A 16515-nucleotide genomic window follows, 5' to 3' on the forward strand; every position below is an offset into this window, starting at 1 on the left:
CGTTGCGAACTGCTGTCATCCTCTACTACATGGCATGCCCGGTCTTGTTCTGCAGCTCAAATATTCTATAATTTCTCCATAAGGTTTTCGATCCATTTATGTCCTATCTTGAATACCTCGGTCTGGCCCGTGAACCGTTTGCCCCTACTGCTGATCCGGATTTCCTGTACCGCTCCGGGCCTGTTGCCGCGATATTGGATGGTTTGGAGATCGCGGTATTGTTGCGGCGGGGGGCTTGTGTTTGTCTTGGGGGGCCTGGGTCGGGCAAGACCATGCTTTGCCAGGCTCTGGCGCAGCGTCTGCAGGACAATGACCAGGTTGAGGTCTTGCCGGTGTTCCGTTTTCTGTCCGGCAATCTGCTGGAGTTCATGCATGCGCTGCATCATTGCGTGACGGGCAATGATCCGCAGCCTGAAACCGGATTTCGCGGACTGCTGGAGGCCGTCAAGGCGTCCCTGCTGGATCGGGCCGCCGGGCGTGACGGTGCGAATATGGTGTTGTGCGTGGATGAGGGGCAGCGGTTGACACCGCAGTGCCTGGAAGTGTTTCGCGAATTGCTCAACCTGGAAAGCCGCGACGGAAAGCTGCTCCAGGTGGTCATCTTCGCGCAGCCCGACTTCGAGCGGACCATGGAGAGGCTTCCTTCCTTCGCGGACAGGGTCAGTGATCGTCACCGGCTCGCTCCCTTGACCAGACACGAGACCAGGAGCCTGATCCAGTACCGGTTGCAGCAGGCCGGCATGCAGCAGCCGAAACTCTTCAGCTCCGGCGCGTTCAACATGATCCATGCCGCTGCGCAGGGCATGCCGCGCAGAGTCGTCCATCTGGCCCACAAGGCCCTGCTGGCTCTGGTTGCCCAGAACCGGGACCAGGTTCGCTATCTGCTGGCGCGCTCCTGTGCGGTGGAGCAGGGGTGGACGCCTCGGCTCGCGTCGGGGACCAGGCTCGCGGTTTTGCTGTTCATATTCATTTTGCTGCTGGCCGCGACAGCAAACCGGGAATCAATAACCCGGTTTTTTTTGCCTACTTCCATGCAGGGTTCAGGACAAGTCCAATCCTCCGTATTCCATCCCTCCATTGTTGTCGAACCGTATTCGCCTGGCCGGAATGCTTCCGCCTCCCCGGAGAACAGGGAGGGGGTCGTTTCCGAGGAATCCGAAGCGGCAGCTCAACCAATCGAATCGATCAATGCCACTGTGAAGGCTCTGTCCCATGATCTGGCTGCAGTTCCCGAAGCCGCGCCCGAGGCCGCCAATCGCCCTGAAGGTTTGGCCGGCATTCCCGCGGCTGTCGCGCACGAGAGGTCGGAAGCCGTGAACGACTTGATCAGTTCAGAGCAGCTCGCGGCAATCGATGATCCCGGAAAGGAGGAAAGCGACCTTGCCCCGGACGCGGCCTCTCCACCCGGGCCCGATGCCCGGCCTTCCAATGATGCCGATGAGCCCCAGGTTCGATATCTCCTACAGGTCGGCGCATTCACCGAGATTTCCAAGGCCGACAGCCTGTATGCCATGTTCCGGAAGCAGTATGACACCGTGGCCATGAACGAAATCGAGTTCAATGGGCGGACGTTTCATATCGTCTATCTGGCGGAATTCTCCAATGCTGATGATGCGTTGGATCAGCTTCGCGTCGTAAAAGAAAAACACGGCGCGAACGCCTATGTGGTCGAAATGGCGGGGAGCACCTACAGGCCCCTGCAGAAGGAACAGTTGCCGCACTGATCCTTGCCGGCAAGGCGGCGTTACGGATGGGAACGGCAACCATGCCGGATCATGTTGCCTTCAAGATAGAGTGACTTCTTGCTTCACCCTTGTCCCCGAAACAAAAATGTTGCCAGCTGTCAGTTGCTTGTTATCAGGTAAATACAGATAACAAATAAGCAGGTTTGCGGCGTGGCAGGTGTTTGACAGTATTTTGTGGTGTCTGCTACAAAAATCGTCAATTGTCACGGCCGTGAACCAATTTTTTGAGAAAAACCTTGTCTCTTGCTTTTCCTTGTCAATACAGTCAATAAGAACTGTCCGTCAGCGTCCTTGACGCCTGTTGAATTTGAGGGCGTATTTGCACCTCAGATTCATCCTGAGTTGTGTTGCACCAATAAGTAATCAGCGTTTCAGGCCTCCCAAGACAATCAGCGGAATACTTTCCCTTGGAAAGCCGGATCGTGGCAACACAAACGCTCCGCGCTTTTGACATGAGATCTTTTCACCGCATCTCACTGATACATTCTCGATAACATCAATCACGACGCAACGGCACACGTATGGGTGGATTTCTTTCCCGGCTCCTAAATTCGCGCAAGCCCAAGGGCTATGTTGGAATCGGCTTCCTGCCCGACAAGCTGGCGGTGATGCATGTTTCGCTGAAGGACAACAGGCCCTGGCTGCAGGCGGTTGAGGTTCTGCCCGCGGCTCCGGATGCCCGCGTCAAGGTGTTGGGTGACTGGGTCCGTTCCAATGGATTGCATGGCGCTTCCGCTGTATTGACCCTGGAAAGCGGTGCATACGGATTGTTCCAGGTGGAGAAGCCGGCAGTGGACGGCACGGAGTTGCGTGCGGCAGTGCGCTGGAAGATCAAGGGCTTCATCGATTATCCCCCCGAGCAGGCCGTGGTGGACGTGTTCAGCGTTCCCCCTGGCCGTCGCGGCGAATCCTCCACGGTCTATGTCACGGCGGCAAAAAAGGCTCTGCTCAAGGAGCGGGCATCCCTGATCCAAAAGGCGGGTCTGCGTATCTCGCGCATTGACATTTCCGAACTCGCCCTGCGCAATCTCGCCGGCATCATCCAACAGAACGACAATGAAGCCGTGGCCATGCTTTTTTTTCAGGAGCACCGGGGATGGCTGGAAATCTGCCGACAAGGGGATTTTTACCTGGCGCGCAACCTGGATTACGGACTGCATCAGCTCGGTCCTCTGCGAAAATCAGGCGACATGTCGATAGACCGATCCGACGTGATGGACCGGGTATCACTGGAAGTGCAGCGGACCATGGACTATTACGACAGCCATTTCGGTCTGGCGCCCATCAAACGGATCGGTATTTTCTCCGAAACCATTCGGGCTGAGGAATTGGCCGCCTTTGTGCAAGACAATCTGGGAGTCAGCACCATGGCCTATATCATGAGCGACATATTCCAGACCGATCAGGAGCATGCTTTTTCCCAGGGATTGCCGGGCTGGGTCATGGGCGGAGCGCTTGGCGAACTGTTCCCGGACAATAAATGCTGGTTTCTTCGCGACCACTGATTGTCGGAAAATTGACTATGCAACGCATCAATCTCTATCAAGACGACCTCAAGGAAGCCAGGATTTTGCTGCCGGCGCGGCAGATGCTGATGATTGCCGGATTGGCTGTCGCCGGAATGGCGGCAACCTGCTGGTGGATGCAGACCCTGCCCGAGAAGCCGCGAGCTGAAGCCAATGCCCTTCAGGCCGAGGCGGACAAGCTGGATCAGACGGTCAGACAGCTTCAAGAGCAGGTTTCCAGGAAGGCTCCCAATGAGGCCTTGATTCGCCAGGTCGAAACCTTGCAGAACCGGCTGCGTGGGATTCGCCAGTTGCGACAGGCGGCGATACCGCCGCCGTCCATGGCCATGTTCTCCAGTTACCTGGAAGGCCTGGGCAGGCAAAGCCGGGATGGAATCTGGCTCACGGAGATCCGTATCGGAAACCAGGGTCGTTCCTTCCTGCTCAGTGGCGGCGTGTTCGACCCCTCCCTGATTCCGGAGTACATCCAGGCCCTGGAGGCGGAGCAGATTTACGCGGGCCTTTTTTTCGACAACCTTACGGTTACCCGGGTGGAGGGCGATCATCCTCACCTCAAGTTTACCATTGCCACGAACTGCCTGCCGGATGAGCAGTGCTGATGACCATGAACGCGTTCAAGACGCTTGCCCAACGCATCAACTCCCTCAAGCCCCGGGAAAGAGTTCTCTTGCTCCTGGTTTTTCTGGCCATTGTCGGCTTTGTCGGCGAGACCTACTACCTGGAGCCCGCACGCCGGGAACTGGCCCGGGAACAGAATCGCATTGTCGCCCAGCAAAATCGGCGCAGCGAACTGCGGGTCAAGGAGATTGAACTGCAGACCCGCATGCAGGTTGACCTTGATGCGCAGAACCGGCAGCGAATCCAGGACCTGCGCATGGAGATCGTCCGGGAAGAGGAAGGTTTGCGGGCCGAGCTGGACAATCTTGTTTCGCCCACGGAAATGACCAGGGTGCTGCGGGCCTTTGTACCGGCGGACGGGCGCTTACGCCTTGAAAGTGTGCGCAGTCTGCCCACCACGGCGCTGGATATCGGCGCATCCTCCGATGTGCCCCGCCTTTACCGGCGAGGCGTGGAACTGGAACTGCGGGGGGAATACATCGCGCTGCTGAGATATCTGCGGGCCATTGAAGAGTCCCGCTGGCGTCTGCATTGGGACGTCTTGAAAATCAACGTTCGTGAACATCCGGAAACACGAATTCATTTGAGGGTATACACATTGAGCCTTGAGCCAGGATGGATCGGAATATGAAACCGGTATCCAGAGTTCTTCTCCTTTTGATTCTCGCCCTGGCCTTGCCGGCGAAGGGTCATGTCCAGGGCCAAGAGATTCGGGATCCCATGCGTCCACCGGCAGTTCTGCTGCCGCCTCCGCCGGTCCAGGAAGCAAAACAGGTGAACAACGCAACCCCGGTTTTGAACCTTCAGGGCATCAAGGTGCTCGGCAGCCAGCGTACGGCGGTCATCAACGGAACGACCCTCTCCATTGGCGACACCATCAGCGGAGCGCGGGTGACCCGGATCGATCCCGGCCGGGTCTGGCTGATACACGGCAACGGGAATCACATCGTTCTCGGATTCAGATCCGATGCAATGCAAATAACGACCAGTTCCGGCTATTGAGCAGGAGAGCCTTCTTCCATGCGTCCAATCGTTGTCATGTGCATGCTTGCAACCCTGTTCGCCGCGGTGGGTTGCATGAAGCCGCAGCATCCGGGAGCGGATTCCGCGTTTGGCGCGATCCAGGCGGAAATGGATGCCGCGGCCCGGCAATCCCAGGCTGTCGCGCCGCCGCCGGACGTGATGGCGGGGTTGTTGCCGCCGCTGGAACTGCCGGCGCCCGTGTCCAGTGCCCAGCGCTTCGACCTGGCCGTGCACGATCTCGATGCCGGATCGTTTTTCATGGGGCTGGTACAGGATACGGCAGACAACATGCTGGTTCATCCCGACGTCAGCGGGGTGATCACCCTGAATCTGCGCAATGTGACCATTGCCGAAACCATGGAGATGGTCCGGGACGTCTACGGCTACGACTTTCGGCGGACCTCCGCCGGCTGGCAGGTCTTTCCGGCCACCCTGCAATCCCGCCTCTTCGTCCTGAACAATCTGCATCTGCACCGGAGAGGGGAGACCGAAACCCAGGTCAGCGCCGGCGGACTGCACAGGGACGGCACATCCGGCAGGGACCATCGCGGAACCAGGGCGGGATCCACCAGCAGGGTCGCCACGGACAGCGAAATGCATTTCTGGAACGAGCTGGAAAAATCCCTGGCCGTAATCGTCAAACCCGAAGGCGGTCGCAGCTTTCAGGTCAATCCCCATACCGGCATCGTCATGGTCCGCGCCCTGCCGGGCGAGTTGCGGGAAGTGGAGTCGTTTCTGCAGGCGGTCCAGGACAATGTGGTCCGCCAGGTCATCCTGGAGGCCAAGATCCTGGAAGTGGAACTGTCCGACGGCTTTCAGAGCGGCATCAACTGGTTAGCCCTGGGTTACAACAAGCACGGGCAAAGCGCCCTTGGCGGCATGGTCGGGGGTTCCCAGACTGCCTCGGGAATCAATATCTTCGACAGCGCCTCCCTGTCAGGGAGCGCCTCCACCCTCGGCGGCGTGACCGCGTCGCCCGTCTTTTCCGCCGCGCTCAGGCTCAACGATTTCGCGGCATTCATCGAACTGCTGCAGACCCAGGGTGAGGTGCAGGTTCTTTCCAGCCCCCGGGTGGCGACCATGAACAACCAAAAGGCCTTGATCAAGGTGGGGCAGGATGAATTCTTCGTCTCGGACATCAGTACGTCCAGCGAAGGGGTCGGGGTTGAACGGCGGCTGGTGACCACGCCGACCCTTGCGCCGTTTTTTTCGGGCATAGCCCTGGACGTGACGCCCTCCATCGCCGAGGACGGCATGATCATGCTGCATGTGCGTCCGCTGATCAGTGACGTACGCGAGCAGGACAAGGTGATCACGGTGGACAATCGGACCACGATTCTGCCCATGGCTCTAAGCCGGACCCGCGAATCCGATACCGTGGTCCGGGCGCGCAGCGGTCAGATCGTGATCATCGGGGGGTTGATGCAGGACACCCAGCGCGACCGGCAAGCCGGCGTACCGGGTTTGAGCCGCCTGCCGATGGTCGGCGGCCTGTTTCGCCATACCAACAAGCAGCGCACCAAGACCGAGCTGGTCATCCTGATCCGGCCTATGGTGGTGGACGGCGACCACGTCTGGACCAACGCCCTCGAGGACGCTGCCACCAGAATGCACAATATCTACCCCTAGAACTCCATGCTCTTCCAACGCGACAAAACAGCCGAGTCCCGTGAACTGCTTCAGATCCTGCGCAGCCCGGTTAAAGACCGCGAGACCTCGTCGCCGACCACCTGCGAGGCTTACTTCGGCCTGAACGAGCCCCCGTTTTCGCTCACCCCGGACACCAGCTTTTTCTTTGAAAAGGGCACCCATCAGGAGGCCCTGAACGTGCTGCTGGTGGCCCTGGCCGCGGGAGACGGCTTTCTCAAGGTGATCGGGGAAGTGGGCACGGGCAAGACCCTGCTCTGCCGCAAGCTGCTCAGTCTGCTGGACGAAACCCATGTCACCGCGTATCTGCACTACCCCATGCTGACCCCGGACGGATTGCGGCTCGCCCTGGCCGAAGAGCTGGGGCTGGACGTGGATTCGGAGACGGACCAGCATCGGCTGCTCAAGCTGATCCATCATCACCTGCTGGAGATCACGGCCCAGGGGCGGCGGGTCGTGGTCTGTCTGGACGAGGCCCAGTGCATGCCCGACGAGACCCTGGAAGCCCTGCGCCTTCTGAGCAACCTGGAAACCGAAAAGGAAAAGCTGCTCTCGGTGGTCATGTTCGGTCAGCCCGAACTGGATGTCCGCCTTGCCGGAAAGACCCTGCGCCAGTTGCGCACCCGGATCGCCTTTTCGCATTTCCTGGCGCCCATGGACTCGGCAGCGGTGCAGGAATACGTCGTCCACCGGCTGCATGTGGCCGGGGATGACCGGGCCGGAGAACGGTTCACCCTTGCGGCCCTGCGGCGGATCGCCAGCTCCAGCCGCGGCGTGCCCCGGATCGTGAACATTCTGGCGCGCAAGGCACTGATGGCCGCATGGGGACTGGGAATGGACCAGGTAGCGGTTGTCCATGCCCGCCGTGCTGTCCTGGATTCCGAGGAAGCCGAACGGCCCGCGTTCCTCTCCCTGGACGGACTGCGTTTCGCCCTGGAAAGATGGGGGTGATCTTGCGGATGAACAAGATTATTCGGTGCGGTTCACGGACATGCGCGTAACTGCTCAGAAGTTTGTGGCTATCAACAGGACAAACCCTGGGAGCGCCGCACCCCGGTGCGGCAACGATGTAGCGCACCCGGGCAAAGTTCAGGCTGGAATATGTCCCCAGTAGTCTGGACACGAAACTCCGCGTCAATGGGATCCTTGCACAGAAACTCTCGTCGTTCGATTTTTTTTGAGTTGTGACACATGAGCTTGATCAATGACATGCTGCGTGATCTGCAGGGCCGCCGCATCAGCCAGACCCGGACACGCTCCGGCCTGCCCGGCGGCATACGTCCCGTGAGCCGGAACTCCGGGTCGCGTTCTGGTGCCTTGCTTCTGGGATTGCTGCTCATCGCGGGGTTGGCCGGGGCCGGGGCATGGCAGTTTTGGCCAAGCGATCAGTCCGAAACGATTGCGCATGATCCAGCCGCGCTTTCCATGCCCGCTGCCAGCCCACCGATCCGTGAACCCATCACCAGTGAACGCCCGCACGCGGAGCCGGATGAGCTGCCATCGACGAATACTGTCGCGGCCGTACCCGTTGCCGACCAAGGCATTGCGGTCAGCGCGGATTCGCCGCTGGTGCATGTCGCGGCGGAGCCGACATCAACATCGGGTTCGCTTCCAGTCCGGGGCAGGGACGTTGCTCCTGGAAGTCCCGCCGCTCCAGTCCAGGGCGGGAAGGTTGCTTCCGGGAGTGCTGTCGGGCAGGACTCGGCCGGCGAAGAAGCGGGCGGCGAGGTCCCGCACAAGGCTGATTTGGAAATCCGCCCAACGCAGGATGGGGGCAGCGGAATTGCCGAGGCAGTTCCCGGAGAGCATGCAGCCGCCGGCAGCCAGGAAAGTGGGCAGCGTCCAGTTGCGGAGGATGGGCCGAAGCCGGAAGAGCCGCCGTATGCGAAACTGGAAGAGGTGATTATTGCCGAAGGCTGGCACCGCCCCGGACTGTGGGATGAAAATCCGCCGCCTTCTTTTGCCGATCCGTTGCCCCGCAAGGGACACTTCTCCCTGACCCATGCCGGGAAGGGGACAATCCGGGACAATTACCAGCGGGGTTTGACTGCCCTGGAAAGGGGCAATTTCCGGGAAGCCGAAGACCTGCTGCGACACGCCCTGCGGGATGATCCCGGCCATGAGCCCTCCCTGGACGCCATGCTGACCATTCTGCTGCGCCAGGAAAGAACCGTCGACGCGGTGGGGCTGCTGTCCAGAGCCGTGAACCAGGGCCTGTTGTCCCCCCGGTTGACGATGATTCTGGCCCGCCTCCATGCCGGACTTGCAGCCCACGAACAGGCTCTGGACGTTCTGGAATCCATCCCGGAGGCGGAACGACCCGCCGAGTTTCACGCCTTGCGCGGCTTTGTCTTCCAGCAACTGGGACAGCACGAGCAGGCCGCCAGAGCCTTTGGCGACGCCGTTCGCGGCGGACTTCACACGGGAACCAACTGGTCCGGGCTGGGCATCGCCCTGGAAGGGCTGGGACGCAAATCCGAAGCCCGGGAAGCCTTCCGCCGCGGCCTGGAGCTTGGAATAGCCAACGAACGCCTGGCCCAATACGTCTCCGCACGCTACGCCGCATTGCGTTGATCCGGCGGTTTCAAGCGTTACGGACAGCTGCTCGGACTGCTCAAAAACTTGTGCGATTCACGAGGAGGATGTCCTGGGAGCGCCGCACCCCAGTGCGGCAGCGGTCTAACGCACACAGGGCAAGTTTCCGGCTGGAGCTTGGCCCCAATAGCTGAGTCATGAAACTCCATTCTGGGGATAACTTTTGCACGGAACAACCCTGCCGCCCGACATTTTTTTGCAGTTACAGGTGCTCCGCTTGAGATCAGTTTTCATGAATCAGCATGAGGACCGCCCTTTCAGGGCTGTCATGTCGTACCAACACCGTCCCAGGCCAACACCCGTGATTTTCAGGGAAAAGTTCTCCTGGATTCCACAACCGGCCCTGGAGCAATACCGCGAACACAAACCTGGGAACGCGGGGCTCCGCACCCGCTCTTCAAAAAAGATCGCGAGTGCAGAGCCTCGCGCTCCCGGCAAAAACAACCATAAGCATCAAAATCTTCTTCGTACTTTTATGTTCACACGCACATGGTACCTGTGCCAGGTTCAGTCTGGAGCGTATAACCCATAACCAGTAATAAACAAACCACCAAATCACTGCATGACTTCCACTCCCCCCCGACAACGACGCAAGATCCGCCTGGGCGACCTGCTGGTCGATAATGCGGTCATTACCGAAGGGCAGTTGCAGCAGGCATTGGCCGAGCAGAAGAAATCCGGCTCCCGCCTCGGCAGGACGCTGATTCAGCTGGGATTTGTCGCGGAAGACAGGATGCTGGCCGTGCTTTCGCAGCAGTTGGGCGTCCCTTTGGTCGATCTGCGCATGTACCGGTTCAACATGGAGCTGGTCGGCTATTTGCCGGAAACCGCGGCCCGTCGCTTTCGGGCCCTGGTCCTGGAGGAGAAGGACGACGGTTATCTGGTTGCCTTGGCCGATCCCACGGACCTGTTCGCCCAGGATGAGCTGGAGCGCATTCTGCAGCGCCCGGTCCACGTGGCCCTGGTGCGCGAAGGTGATCTGCTGGCGGCCTTCGATAACGTCTATCGACGGACCGAGGAGATCTCCAGCCTGGCCTCGGAGCTGGGCGAAGAACTGGGAACCTCCGACTTCGACCTGGCCCGCTTGACCGATGGGGTGGACGTCACGGACGCCCCGGTGGTCCGCCTGCTGCAGACGATATTCGAGGACGCCATGCAGGTGCATGCCTCGGACATCCATATCGAGCCCGATGAAGTGGTCCTGCGCATCCGCCAGCGCATCGACGGCCTGCTTCAGGAGCAAGTGATGAAGGAGCGGCGGATTGTTTCCGCGCTGGTTTCCCGACTGAAGCTGATGGGCGGCCTGAACATCTCCGAAAAACGCCTGCCCCAGGACGGGCGATTCAATATCCGGGTCAAGGAGCGCAGCGTGGACGTGCGTCTATCCACCATGCCGACCATTCACGGGGAGTCCGTGGTCATGCGCCTGCTGGATCAGTCCCAGGGCATCCTTGACCTGAATCAGATCGGAATGCCCAGGGACATCCTGGCGCGCTTCCGGCGGATCATCCACGAGCCCCACGGCATGGTGCTGGTCACCGGCCCCACGGGCAGCGGCAAGACCACGACCCTGTATGGGGCGCTGAGCGAACTGAACACCTCGGACAAAAAGATCATTGCCATCGAGGATCCCGTGGAATATCGCCTGCCGCGGATCAATCAGGTCCAGGTCAATTCCCGCATCGGCCTGTCCTTTGCCAACGTGTTGCGCTCATCCCTGCGCCAGGACCCGGACATCGTCCTGGTGGGGGAAATTCGCGACCAGGAAACCGCTGAAATCGGGCTGCGGGCCGCCATGACCGGCCACCTGGTGCTTTCCACGCTGCATACCAATGATGCCGTGAGCACGGCGGGCCGGCTGATCGACATGGGCGCGGAAGGCTATCTTGTCGCCACTTCCCTGCTGGGGGTCCTGGCGCAACGGCTGGTGCGCAGGATCTGCGAACATTGCGTTGTTCCCTATCTGCCCACGGCGAACGAAGCGGCCTGGCTGCGGGCCGTGCTGGGCGCCAAGGCCGAACGGCTCAGCTTCAAGGCCGGGGACGGCTGTTTCCGCTGCAACAATACCGGGTATCGCGGGCGGATCGGGGTTTTTGAATTTCTGGAGATCGATGCGGATCTGGCCGATGCGCTGCGGCGTTCGGATACCAGTATGTTTCACCGTCTGGCGTCCGCAAAGCCGAATTTCCGCACCCTGGGGCAGTCCGGCCTTGTCTACGCCGCCAGGGGCGTCACCACCCTGGAGGAGGTGATCCGGATCGCCGGCACCCTCGAGGAAGGCCCCCAGGAAATCCCAACCCATGAACAGGAGATGGCCGCCTGATGCCCAGCTGGCGGTACAGGGCCCGGAGCGCCGATGGGGCATTGCGCCAGGGCAGCATGGAGGCTCCGTCCACGGATGTCGTTGCGTCGAGGATTCTGGAGGAAGGGGGAACGCCCCTGGAAATCACGCTCCAGGCCGAGCAGGGCGCTGCCCGGACCTCGGCGATCTCCAGCTGGCTGCCGCAACGCAAGGTTGACCTGGACGACATGGTCCTGTTCAGCCGGCAGATGTACAGCCTGCTCAAGGCCGGGGTTACCATGCTGCCGGCCATCCGCGGCCTGGCGGAAACCACTCGCAATCCGGTTCTGGCTGCGGCCCTGCGGGATATCGCCGCGGATCTGCAATCGGGCCGGGAACTGTCCTCGGCCATGCTCAAGCATCCGAGAATTTTTTCCAGTCTGTATATCGGAATGGTCCAGGTGGGGGAAAATACCGGCCTGATGGATACCATCTTCCAGCGTCTGGGCGAGCACCTCGCCCGGGAAAAGGAAATCCGGGACAAGGTCAAGGCGGCCATGCGCTACCCGACCATCGTCGTCGTGATCCTGGGAGTGGCCCTGGCCGTGATCAACGTCTTCGTCATTCCCGCGTTTGCCGGCCTGTTCAGCCGTTCCGGCATGGAACTGCCCCTGCCCACCCGTTTCCTGATCGGTTTTTCGGATTTCACCGTGCAGTACTGGCCGCACATCCTCGTGGGCATGGTCGCGGTCTTCCTGGCCCTGCGCCAGTATGTGCGCACTCCCGGCGGGCGCTACAAGTGGGATCGATTCAAGCTGCGCATCCCAATCTTCGGAGACCTCCTCCAACGAGCCCTGCTCAGCCGTTTCGCCGCGGCCTTTGCCCTGTCCTACAAGGCAGGAGTGCCCTTGGTGGGCGCCTTGGGATTGGTGGCCCGGGCAGCGGACAACGTGTATCTGGAGCAACGCGTGGAGAACATGCGCGCCAGCATCGAACGCGGCGACGGCCTGACCCGCGGCGCCCAGGCCACGGGCCTGTTCACCCCCCTGGTGCTCCAGATGCTCTCCGTGGGCGAGGAAACCGGCGCCGTGGACGAGATGATGGAAGAAGTGGCCGGCCACTACGAACGGGAAGTGGACTACGACCTGAAAAACCTGAGCAGCATGATTGAGCCGATACTCACAGTGATGGTGGGGGGCATGATCCTCGTCCTGGCACTGGGGGTGTTTCTGCCCATGTGGGATATGACCAGGGCGATTCGGTGAGATTGATAGCTGTGAGGATTCCCATTCCAAATGCGCATCCTGAATTTCCGCGACCGTCGTCCCCTGAGCCGGTTCGAGCTGATCATCGTGGTCCTTGTCGCCTGCATTACGGCCTTGGCCGTACTGGCGAGGGTGGAGCGGCTGGCCGCCGAAGGCGAAAGCACGGCCATGACGTTGACCATCCGGGGACTGAAGTACGCCGTAACCGCGCATGCCATCAAATACACCCTGGAGGGAAATTCGGAAGCCCTGGCCGCAATGATCGGCGCAAACCCCATGCAGTTCGCGAATCCGCCGAGCACCTACCTCGGAGAATTCAGGGCACACGATAATCCCGTCCAGGCCAAAAGAGCCTGGTTCTTCGATCTGGACGCCCAGGTCCTGGTTTACCGGGCCGAGCACACCCGCTACTTCACCTCCCAATCCCCCGACGGCCGCACCGCCCTCTTCGCCATCCACCAAACCAATCCAGAAGCCGACAGCTTGCCGGAGGTGGTTGGGTTGGTGAATTATAGCTGGAAGTTTGATTAACGTTTTGTAACTGCGCAAAACTTGCGGCAATCAACGGGAGTAGTCCTGGGAGCGCCGCACCCCAGTGCGGCAGCGGTTTAGCGCACTCAGAACCAAGTACCGGCTGGAGCGCGGCCCCAAAGTTGGAACACACAATTCCGCATAGTTGGGAACCTTGCAAAGACGACTTCACCGCCCGTCCTTTTTGGAGCAGTAACTTTAAGACTGTCAGAAAAAATGTTATCAATTATCAGAAGTCTCCTTGCCAACCAGCCATTGCAGATTGCGTTGTGCTTGGGCTGGAACAGTGCCGCAGGTGGCGTTTGAGGAGAGGAGGAAGAGGCTGACGGTGCAGTTGCCTGTATTTGCATCGTCATTGCAAAAGCCATCCCTGCGCTGCAGATCATCCGGCGAGATTTTTTGGCATCTGATTTCGGCCAAACAATCCTGCAATCCCGGAAAAGGGGTGGTCTGGCTGGAGAAATCAAGTGTGGTAGGATAACCACCTTCATCATCGTTGAGGATGGAATTTGGGCATTCGTTAAATTCGGGAGTTGGATTTGTGTAATGCGCTGTTGAGTTGCCCAACGTCGCATTCGCCGCCCACTCCAACCCACTCCGCGCCGCTAGATGTGCTCTTGTCGACTGCACTTCAAAAGCAATGCTTTGCGCACCACCACCGACAAGCCTTGCCATTGCTCCAGCCAGCACGGAAATGACGACCAGAATGAAGATGACCACCGGCAGAGAAAAACCGGATGGGCTGTATTGTTGTATTTCAGGGTGCATTGCGGATTTGCACCTCATGGCTGAAGCGGATGACTTCGCTTTCTTCGTCAGATCGTTGCAAGGCCAAGTTGATGCGTACCATTCCGTTGCGTGTAAGGGCAGGGTCGTCGGTGTATTTGAAAGAAGAATCGTTGAAAACAATATTACTAGCTAACCGCCTAGCATCCGATCCATTTACTTGGTTACCTGTTGAGCCAGGAATAGGAGTAGGCTGTATAACAGCTAAATTATACCCTTCATAGCGGTTTAAATATCCAATATCGTTGTCATTTTCAATACAGTAGCTTACTGGTGAAGCGACCAAAAAAAATCGTGGTTGTGGTGGGACAACATCAGGAAAAGGCGGGTCGACGTCATCTAGAACAATTTTAATTGTTGTAGGATAGACATTGCCTGAAGCTCTCACTGACATACGTGCCAATTTCCTCAAATGTCCATCAGGTAAATGTGGACCTGTTCCATTTGTTTCGTTTTTGCTATAAATCTTATCTCCATCTACCGGATAGACAGCTACAAACGATTCTACGAAATTAACTGTAACTGTTTTGTCATTATTCATTTCTAAAATACAATCATTATTATCAATAACATCGACATCATCACAGCAAATCCAGGAACCGAATTGCAAACCTGCAAAATTTTGTGGTGCTGTCAAAACAATACTGGCTCCATGCGGGATATCATTCAACGTATAATCGGTGTCACCCGAATAATCCGTTTGATTCGATGATATTGGAACGTTTGAAACCCCCTTGGATTTTACAGTCAACTGCCGCACACCTGTTCCACCCCCTGCAACAGGTTGCGGACATTGCGTTAAACCATATGCATGAAATGAGTTTGTACCATTTGTTGGCAATAGATCACTATTAGGTGTAACATTAATCATTTCACTGGAATACAATCCAGCGTCAATTATAGGCAAAAATTCTATACATATAAAATTGCTGCCATTTTCGATTCTGATGCTATTCGGCAAAGCATCCCGAATCTCCCTGGTCATCCGCTCAATGGCAATCCGTCCATTCGTCGCCAAATCATCCCGCCCAGCTACATCCACATAACCCCGCACCGCCTGCATGATGAAGATACTCGTGCCAACGGCGAGAATGCCGGACACGACGATGACGACGATGAGTTCAACGAGGGTAAACCCTTTCTGATAATGGGAACGAGGATTCATTAAAATTCCGCTCGAAAAGTCGAAAAAGATATGGTTTCATCGTTACGGTAAGGTATAACAATATTTACATAAATCCATTTACCGCTCGTTCCATAAAGTTGCGGAGTGTCTGTCACTTGAAAATGTACAGAATAGGCTTCATATCGCTGATCAAGCATGCTGCTGACATTCCAAGGAGTGATATCAATAATCCAACCATTTGTTTTTGGATCATAGTCTTCAAAACATTTGAGACTGTTAAACAAGTCTCTATAATTCGAATTTTCTGGGACAACACAATCTTCATTGTACTCCATCGACACCAACATATCCATATACGCCTGCGCCAATTCCGCCGCCCGTATCTGAACAAAAGCATCCGAACTGTGCCGCAAGCTCAAGGATATAGTCAGCATCAAACCGGTCAGGGCAATGGAGATGACCACTATGGAGATGACCAGTTCGATCAGGGTTGCTCCTGATTGGGGCTTGGCATCCTTGAATTGTTTGATCATCATGGCGGACAGCTCCCTGATCCGTGTCGTACATCCACAAAGCCGGTTTCTTCTTCAATGCAGAGAGTTGTTACTTGGTCTGCATAAGACAAAGTATAGGTGAAACGTGGATGATCTTCGAAATCCAAGCCTCTTGGCTGGCCTAATCGCGAAAAAGATAGTTCAAGGCTGGATAAAACGAAGCCTGATGGCAGTACCCTGCAAGGGTCAGAAGTATCCCCAGGACAGGCATTCCCACCATCGTCTTGTCGCGATCGAAGGTGAAGTCTGCGTGTTTCGCCATTGACATCTCTTTCGATAAACATGACCCACCGACCATCATTCTCCGTGATCCAAAACGTCGCATTCGCATCATAATTCATATTCAACTGCTGCGTATACCGAATTTCCGCGGCAATCTCGTCGGCCAATGCGCGGACCTTGAAAGGGGAGGGGGCCAGGATGCGGGGGACGGCTATGGCTGAAAGAATGCCGATTAAAACCAGCGTCAGGATCAGCTCGATCATGGTGAAGCCAAGGCGAGCATGCATGATCGAATGATAAACCTGCATGGAGTGGTGTTTTCGATTCCGGCTGAAACGAAAAAATATGTCCATGAGGTATTGCCGTGGTATCATGGTTTTAACAATATCCAATCCCGGTTTGTCTTGCAAACAATGCCTGACACCCCGTGGTTGTCTTCACGCTATGTGGCTCGTGCAACGTTGACGTTCCATGCTCCTGCCCCACAGCGAACTTGACTTCAGGTTGCTGATGTGGCTTATGGATTGCATACCTGCAGTATAGACTCATCCAGCTGAATCTCAAAGTATAAAAAGGGGTTCAGTTCATAACAATCT

Annotated in this window: 15 protein-coding genes; 11 read left to right on the top strand and 4 right to left on the bottom strand. The window is 57.7% G+C overall.

Annotated features, from left to right (window positions below):
• The first annotated feature begins 98 nt into the window (after positions 1–98).
• The 11 genes from ACYQ15_RS04475 to ACYQ15_RS04525 all read left to right on the top strand — a co-directional run bounded on the left by ACYQ15_RS04475 (position 99) and on the right by ACYQ15_RS04525 (position 13231).
• Complete coding sequence (locus ACYQ15_RS04475) at positions 99–1724, top strand: AAA family ATPase (protein WP_459936324.1); 1626 nt, start codon at positions 99–101, stop codon at positions 1722–1724.
• A gap of 542 nt (positions 1725–2266) precedes the next feature.
• Entirely contained in the window at positions 2267–3250 is a 984-nt protein-coding gene (locus tag ACYQ15_RS04480; protein WP_459936325.1) for a hypothetical protein, read from the top strand.
• 17 nt (positions 3251–3267) lie between these two features.
• Positions 3268–3870: a PilN domain-containing protein gene (locus tag ACYQ15_RS04485; protein ID WP_459936326.1), complete on the top strand. Its 603-nt coding sequence runs from the start codon at positions 3268–3270 to the stop codon at positions 3868–3870.
• Positions 3870–4520 (top strand): hypothetical protein, encoded by a 651-nt coding sequence (locus ACYQ15_RS04490; protein ID WP_459936327.1) that lies wholly within the window; start codon positions 3870–3872, stop codon positions 4518–4520. Before ACYQ15_RS04485 ends, ACYQ15_RS04490 begins: the two co-directional genes overlap by 1 nt.
• Positions 4517–4891 (top strand): hypothetical protein, encoded by a 375-nt coding sequence (locus ACYQ15_RS04495; RefSeq protein WP_459936328.1) that lies wholly within the window; start codon positions 4517–4519, stop codon positions 4889–4891. The genes ACYQ15_RS04490 and ACYQ15_RS04495 overlap by 4 nt, the downstream gene beginning before the upstream one ends.
• Positions 4892–4909: 18 nt before the next feature.
• The gene (gene mshL / locus ACYQ15_RS04500; protein ID WP_459936329.1) at positions 4910–6541 is read left to right on the top strand and encodes a pilus (MSHA type) biogenesis protein MshL; all 1632 of its coding nucleotides are present in this window, start codon (positions 4910–4912) and stop codon (positions 6539–6541) included.
• Between the two features lie 6 nt (positions 6542–6547).
• Positions 6548–7510 carry an ExeA family protein gene (locus ACYQ15_RS04505; protein WP_459936330.1) on the top strand — a complete coding sequence of 321 codons (963 nt, stop codon included), beginning with the start codon at positions 6548–6550 and terminating at the stop codon, positions 7508–7510.
• Between the two features lie 240 nt (positions 7511–7750).
• On the top strand, positions 7751–9133 hold the full coding sequence (locus ACYQ15_RS04510) for a tetratricopeptide repeat protein (protein WP_459936331.1): 1383 nt from the start codon (positions 7751–7753) through the stop codon (positions 9131–9133).
• A gap of 583 nt (positions 9134–9716) precedes the next feature.
• A complete protein-coding gene (locus ACYQ15_RS04515) occupies positions 9717–11477 on the top strand; it encodes a GspE/PulE family protein (RefSeq protein WP_459936332.1) in 1761 nt (586 codons plus the stop codon).
• Complete coding sequence (locus ACYQ15_RS04520) at positions 11477–12700, top strand: type II secretion system F family protein (protein WP_459936333.1); 1224 nt, start codon at positions 11477–11479, stop codon at positions 12698–12700. The genes ACYQ15_RS04515 and ACYQ15_RS04520 overlap by 1 nt, the downstream gene beginning before the upstream one ends.
• 30 nt (positions 12701–12730) lie before the next feature.
• Positions 12731–13231 carry a hypothetical protein gene (locus ACYQ15_RS04525; protein WP_459936334.1) on the top strand — a complete coding sequence of 167 codons (501 nt, stop codon included), beginning with the start codon at positions 12731–12733 and terminating at the stop codon, positions 13229–13231.
• 222 nt (positions 13232–13453) lie between these two features.
• Here the strand turns inward: ACYQ15_RS04525 and ACYQ15_RS04530 are convergent, their stop codons facing one another.
• From ACYQ15_RS04530 to ACYQ15_RS04545, 4 genes are read right to left on the bottom strand one after another with little or no spacing between them, the layout of a single operon-like run.
• Positions 13454–13999 carry a hypothetical protein gene (locus ACYQ15_RS04530; RefSeq protein ID WP_459936335.1) on the bottom strand — a complete coding sequence of 182 codons (546 nt, stop codon included), beginning with the start codon at positions 13997–13999 and terminating at the stop codon, positions 13454–13456.
• Positions 13989–15182, bottom strand: a complete 1194-nt coding sequence (locus ACYQ15_RS04535; protein ID WP_459936336.1) for a prepilin-type N-terminal cleavage/methylation domain-containing protein — start codon at positions 15180–15182, stop codon at positions 13989–13991. Before ACYQ15_RS04535 ends, ACYQ15_RS04530 begins: the two co-directional genes overlap by 11 nt.
• The gene (locus ACYQ15_RS04540; protein ID WP_459936337.1) at positions 15182–15679 is read right to left on the bottom strand and encodes a type IV pilus modification PilV family protein; all 498 of its coding nucleotides are present in this window, start codon (positions 15677–15679) and stop codon (positions 15182–15184) included. Before ACYQ15_RS04540 ends, ACYQ15_RS04535 begins: the two co-directional genes overlap by 1 nt.
• Positions 15676–16272 carry a pilus assembly FimT family protein gene (locus ACYQ15_RS04545; protein WP_459936338.1) on the bottom strand — a complete coding sequence of 199 codons (597 nt, stop codon included), beginning with the start codon at positions 16270–16272 and terminating at the stop codon, positions 15676–15678. The genes ACYQ15_RS04540 and ACYQ15_RS04545 overlap by 4 nt, the downstream gene beginning before the upstream one ends.
• Positions 16273–16515 lie beyond the last annotated feature (243 nt).

The organism is Desulfonatronum parangueonense, assembly GCF_054656975.1.

Coding starts and splice junctions, on each gene's coding strand:
- ACYQ15_RS04490 (WP_459936327.1), top strand. CDS start 3,870: ATGACCATGAACGCGTTCAAGACGCTTGCCCAACGCATCAACTCCCTC.
- ACYQ15_RS04530 (WP_459936335.1), bottom strand. CDS start 13,999: ATGCACCCTGAAATACAACAATACAGCCCATCCGGTTTTTCTCTGCCG.
- ACYQ15_RS04545 (WP_459936338.1), bottom strand. CDS start 16,272: ATGGACATATTTTTTCGTTTCAGCCGGAATCGAAAACACCACTCCATG.
- ACYQ15_RS04480 (WP_459936325.1), top strand. CDS start 2,267: ATGGGTGGATTTCTTTCCCGGCTCCTAAATTCGCGCAAGCCCAAGGGC.
- ACYQ15_RS04540 (WP_459936337.1), bottom strand. CDS start 15,679: ATGATGATCAAACAATTCAAGGATGCCAAGCCCCAATCAGGAGCAACC.
- ACYQ15_RS04520 (WP_459936333.1), top strand. CDS start 11,477: ATGCCCAGCTGGCGGTACAGGGCCCGGAGCGCCGATGGGGCATTGCGC.
- ACYQ15_RS04510 (WP_459936331.1), top strand. CDS start 7,751: ATGAGCTTGATCAATGACATGCTGCGTGATCTGCAGGGCCGCCGCATC.
- ACYQ15_RS04515 (WP_459936332.1), top strand. CDS start 9,717: ATGACTTCCACTCCCCCCCGACAACGACGCAAGATCCGCCTGGGCGAC.
- ACYQ15_RS04535 (WP_459936336.1), bottom strand. CDS start 15,182: ATGAATCCTCGTTCCCATTATCAGAAAGGGTTTACCCTCGTTGAACTC.
- mshL (WP_459936329.1), top strand. CDS start 4,910: ATGCGTCCAATCGTTGTCATGTGCATGCTTGCAACCCTGTTCGCCGCG.
- ACYQ15_RS04525 (WP_459936334.1), top strand. CDS start 12,731: ATGCGCATCCTGAATTTCCGCGACCGTCGTCCCCTGAGCCGGTTCGAG.
- ACYQ15_RS04485 (WP_459936326.1), top strand. CDS start 3,268: ATGCAACGCATCAATCTCTATCAAGACGACCTCAAGGAAGCCAGGATT.
- ACYQ15_RS04505 (WP_459936330.1), top strand. CDS start 6,548: ATGCTCTTCCAACGCGACAAAACAGCCGAGTCCCGTGAACTGCTTCAG.
- ACYQ15_RS04495 (WP_459936328.1), top strand. CDS start 4,517: ATGAAACCGGTATCCAGAGTTCTTCTCCTTTTGATTCTCGCCCTGGCC.
- ACYQ15_RS04475 (WP_459936324.1), top strand. CDS start 99: ATGTCCTATCTTGAATACCTCGGTCTGGCCCGTGAACCGTTTGCCCCT.